4 protein-coding genes are annotated in these 4,373 nt (G+C 62.1%); 2 read left to right on the top strand and 2 right to left on the bottom strand.

The genetic code is table 11. The features are described from left to right. Both VES88_09410 and VES88_09405 read right to left on the bottom strand, forming a co-directional pair. Positions 1-363: hypothetical protein (locus VES88_09410; protein HYN81705.1), on the bottom strand; the 363-nt coding region annotated here is incomplete at its 3' end. 514 nt (positions 364-877) lie between these two features. Further along, positions 878-1,465, bottom strand: coding sequence for a hypothetical protein (locus tag VES88_09405; GenBank protein ID HYN81704.1), 588 nt, complete (start codon positions 1,463-1,465; stop codon positions 878-880). 217 nt (positions 1,466-1,682) lie between these two features. Between VES88_09405 and VES88_09400 the strand changes: the two genes are divergently transcribed. Next, positions 1,683-2,552 (top strand): site-specific integrase, encoded by an 870-nt coding sequence (locus VES88_09400; protein ID HYN81703.1) that lies wholly within the window; start codon positions 1,683-1,685, stop codon positions 2,550-2,552. Between the two features lie 40 nt (positions 2,553-2,592). Beyond that, positions 2,593-3,699, top strand: coding sequence for an IS91 family transposase (locus VES88_09395; GenBank protein ID HYN81702.1), 1,107 nt, complete (start codon positions 2,593-2,595; stop codon positions 3,697-3,699). Positions 3,700-4,373: the final 674 nt, after the last annotated feature.

Below are 4,373 nucleotides of genomic sequence, written 5' to 3'. Positions count from 1 at the left end.
CGCCTGATTTGCGAACACCTCGGTCCAAAGAGGTCGGAAGTCGTCGAAGGTGTGCCAGCTCGTATTTACAACGGCAATGCCGATGCTTCGCTTCTGAGTGCCACCTTCGAACCATTTGAGTGACTCGTACAGAATATCTCGGTGCCGTGCTCGATCGGCGTCCTTGGCAGCCTGAGCTCGTTCCCGGAGATCGGCTTCTCGGTCGCGCTTGTCCCAGTACCTCTTCAAGAAGAAGGCAATGATCGCCCCGAGAGCGGCCAGTACGCCGCCAACCACCGCGAGCGCACTGAAGGCAACCTCCCACACATCTCTTGATGGCATCCCCTGAGCGGGAACCTGGGCCAGCAAATCCGCCGAGAGCATTCGCTATTCCCTTTCGTGTCTGGCTAACCGCCCAGCGCCCTGCTGCGGCGGCTCCAACAAAACTGCAGCGGGGTGCGCGCAACGCGCCAGCCGCATTCATTTAGGCCGCCGTCTGCAGCAGCGCCCGGTTAGCCGGCGCTGGCGCGGAGCTCATCAGAATATTGTTCGAATGACCGCACCAGCTGCTCCAAATTCGCGGTAGAAGCTGCATCCAGAATCATTTTGTCATTCGTTACAAACTTTACAGGCCTGTTTCCGAAAACAGTGAAATCTCCAACCGAAAATGCAATGTGTAGGTCCCAAATCCAATTTCGGTACTTGGTTTTCGCAACATCGACCCCGTTAAGAACTACGTGTCGTAGTGCCGCACGGTAAAGTTCAAACGGAGCTCGAAAAGTTGAAGCCACCAAGTCGATCCGATTAGTGAAGTATGGGTCGTTCTGCTCCAGGCGTAGAAGCATCTGAGCCTTACGGACATTTGCCTCGGCCATTTCGCGAACGAAAACCGCCGAGTTCACGATTTCCAGAGTTCGCGTCGCTTGGCGGGGTCTCTCTTCAACGCATCCCAGGCGACTGCATCTGGAATATGTTCGCGAATGATGTGCTGCATCATATCGGAGACAAACTCGTTTTCAATCTCCGCCGCTTGGTTGGACCACAAGACTAGGTCCGAATGTCCCAGGGTTTTTGCCTCCTCAGGACTGCTCGTCGCGACCCGCTTGCAAAGCGTCGCGAGTCGCTCCGATACGGCTGCATGGCCCGGCGGATCCAGCTGGTATGCGAGCCTACAGATGGCGGTCTCGGAATCATTGATGACCGCGAGGAACTTAGACTCCTCATCGGATTCGGTCTGGCAATGATGCCACGCTACAATGAGGGCGGCTCTGCAATCAGTCCATTCTGGGTCCTGGATATCAGCGAGGTGAGACACCAACTCGAGGATGACGAACGGGTGTAGAAGCGCTTGGACTCCGCCCAGTGCGTCGCGGGACGCAAGCCCACGACCTTTCCGTTGCGCATCATGATCACTCCGTCCACGTCCCAATCGCCGGTATACGTTTGTGTCCAGGACGACTACAGAGCTGCTGTCTGTTGCCTTCATTCGTCAGAGTCCGGCTAACCGTCACCGTTCAGCCGGCCGAGCGGGCGGGCGAAGCCCGCTTGCGAGGATCGGCTGCAACGGTTTGTTGAACTCAATCCGCCTGCGGCGGATAGCACTGCCAGTCCGTCGCACATTGTCCCTGCCGCGCGATTGAAAAGATTGAAAAAGATAGTGGCGCGATGTCTGATCCTCTCAACCGTTTTCCAGAGAGGACCACATGACACCGCTTCGCCAACGCATGATCCACGACCTCCAGCTTCGTGGGTACTCCGACCGGACCGTCGAGGCCTACGTCCGCGCCGTCGCCCAGCTCGCCCGGTTCTATCATGCGCCCCCCGACCGCCTCTGTGAAGAGCAGATCCGCCAGTACCTGCTCCACCTGAGCACCGTCCAAAAGGTCGCCCGCGGCACCCACACGATCGCCCTCTGCGGCATCAAGTTTTTCTATCAGCAGACGCTCGTGCGGCCGTGGACCGTCCTCGGCGTCGCGCGCCCCAAGGGCGAGAAGAAACTCCCCGTTGTCCTCAGCCGCGATGAAGTGTGGCGGATTCTCGGAGCCATCCGGATCAGCGTCTACCGCGTCTGTCTCACCACGATTTACGCCTGCGGTCTGCGCCTCCTGGAAGGCGCGCGGCTCCAGGTCCCCGACGTTGACGGCGACCGCAAGCTGCTCCACATCCATGGCAAGCGCCGCAAGGATCGCTACGTCCCGCTCCCGGACGCCACGCTCGAGCTCCTGCGCGAACACTGGCGCACGCACCGCAATCCGCTCTGGCTCTTCCCCACAATCACACGCACACATCTCTCCACGCTCACTGACCCGGCCCTCGGTCCGATCTCGCGATCGAGTCTTCAGAGCGCCTTCGCGCGCGCCGTCAAAAAGAGCGGCATCCACAAGCGAGCCCACGTCCATACCCTGCGTCACAGCTACGCCACCCACTTGCTCGAAGCCGGGGTGGCACTCCCGCTCATTCAGGAATCCCTCGGGCACACCAGCCTCCGTACCACCGCCATCTACACTCACCTCACCCGCGAACTCCGCGACGCCGCGCTCGAGCCGATCAATGGCTTGATGCCGCGTCCATAGAAGGACACCACACAGGGCAACGATTCACGGCCTTCGCTCCATGCTGGAGCTGGCCGACATCTTCCGCGCAGCGGGGCCTCGCTACCGCGAACTCCACGCCGGACGGATGCTGCCCTCGCATGGCCGCGCCATGGACGACATCGCCGCTTGTCGCACACCAGCACTCGGCGGTTCGCTCTACCGCTGTGACGACTGCGGCGCGCTCGACTACAGTTATCACTCCTGCCGCAACCGGCACTGCCCCAAATGCCAGGAGGAGCGAGCGGAGGACTGGCTCCAGAGCACCCGTGCTCGACTGCTTCCATGCGATCACTACCTTCTCACCTTCACCCTGCCGCAGCAACTTCGCGCCGTCGCGCGCTCGCACCAGAAGATGGTCTACGCCGCTCTGCTGCGCGAAGCCGCTGCTTCGGTCCAGACCCTCGCCCAAGGCCGCCAGTGGGTCGGCGGCACGCCCGGCATTCTTGCGGTCCTTCATACCTGGTCGCGCACTCTGGAGTATCATCCCCACGCGCACCTCCTCGTGACCGCGGGCGGACTCTCGTCCGGCGGTGCCGCTTGGGTCAAGCCCGCCAATCCGTGCTTCCTCGTGCCCGGCTACATGTTGTCAGAGATCTTTCGCGCCAAGATGCGCGCTGCGTTTGCGCGCTCCGGCGTGGACGCGGGCATCGATCCCAACGTGTGGACCTGCCGCTGGACCGTCCATGTCCAACAGATCGGGAGCGGCGACCACGCCACCCGGTATCTCTCGCGCTACATCTATCGCGTCGCCCTCAGCAACCATTCGCTCGAACGCTTCGAGCACGGTCGCGTCACCTTTCGCTACACGCACGCGCGCACGCACGAAACCAGGCGGCTGACGCTACCGGTGGATGTATTCATCCCGCGGTTTCTCCAACACGTGCTCCCGCGCGGCTTCACCAAGATCCGCTACTACGGTCTCCTCAGTCCGACTGGCCGTGAGGATCTCGAGCGTGCTCGCCACTTGCTCCAGCTCCACGCCACGCAGCACGCCGGAGATAAGTTGGTAGAGGCATCTAATAACGCTGGCGGCAATGTCATCAATTCAGGTCCACGCTGCCCTGTGTGCCAGCGCGGTCAGCTGCGACTCGTCCAGCGCTACCAGCGATCGAGGGCGCCGCCATGATCAGGCGTCTTCGATTCGGCAGTCTCTCGATTCCATCCCAACAGCTGCGTCCTGGCTCGGTCGTCCAGCTGTGCTGCATCCGGTGCCGTCCGATCCCCCGTTTTACCTCCGGAAGCAGCGCGCCGGTCACGTCAACTGTGTCGCTCAACGATCCGTGCGAGCCGTCATCACGCATCACCCGCCGCACCAGCGCACCCGCCGCCCCGGGCTACGCACGCACGAACGCAACTCCGCTCGATTGAAAGTCCAAGAGGCCGGCTCTTCGCCACCTCATCGGCGGATTGAGATCAACACCAGATTTTGCCGCGGCTTCGCGCGGCAAGAATCTCTACTTCGTTAGGCCGCGGCGCGACATGCGCTGGAAAGGTATTTCGCGCGACGTTCTGGTGACGGCGTCCGCTCGCGATGGACGTATGCTTGGCGCTCCCGTGCTTCGGAGCGCCGTGCGCGATGTCCGCGGTCCCCGCATGCGCTCGCGCGCCGCGGGGCCGGCACGCTCCAGGCGCACTGTGGGCGCGCGCCTCCCGCACCGCCTGCACCCCGATCTCAACGCTGTCCCAGCGCGGTGCCCGCCCCTTCTCACCAATTCCACGCCGAGCCAATCGCCGCCTTCGCGGGCCCTGCGATTGAAATTCCTTTCCTCATGAGCCGCTATCGTTCGCGTGGGACCCGAA

The organism is Gemmatimonadaceae bacterium, assembly GCA_035633115.1.
Classification (GTDB): Bacteria; Gemmatimonadota; Gemmatimonadetes; order Gemmatimonadales; family Gemmatimonadaceae; genus UBA4720.
This window is presented reverse-complemented; position numbering and strand designations above follow the sequence as displayed.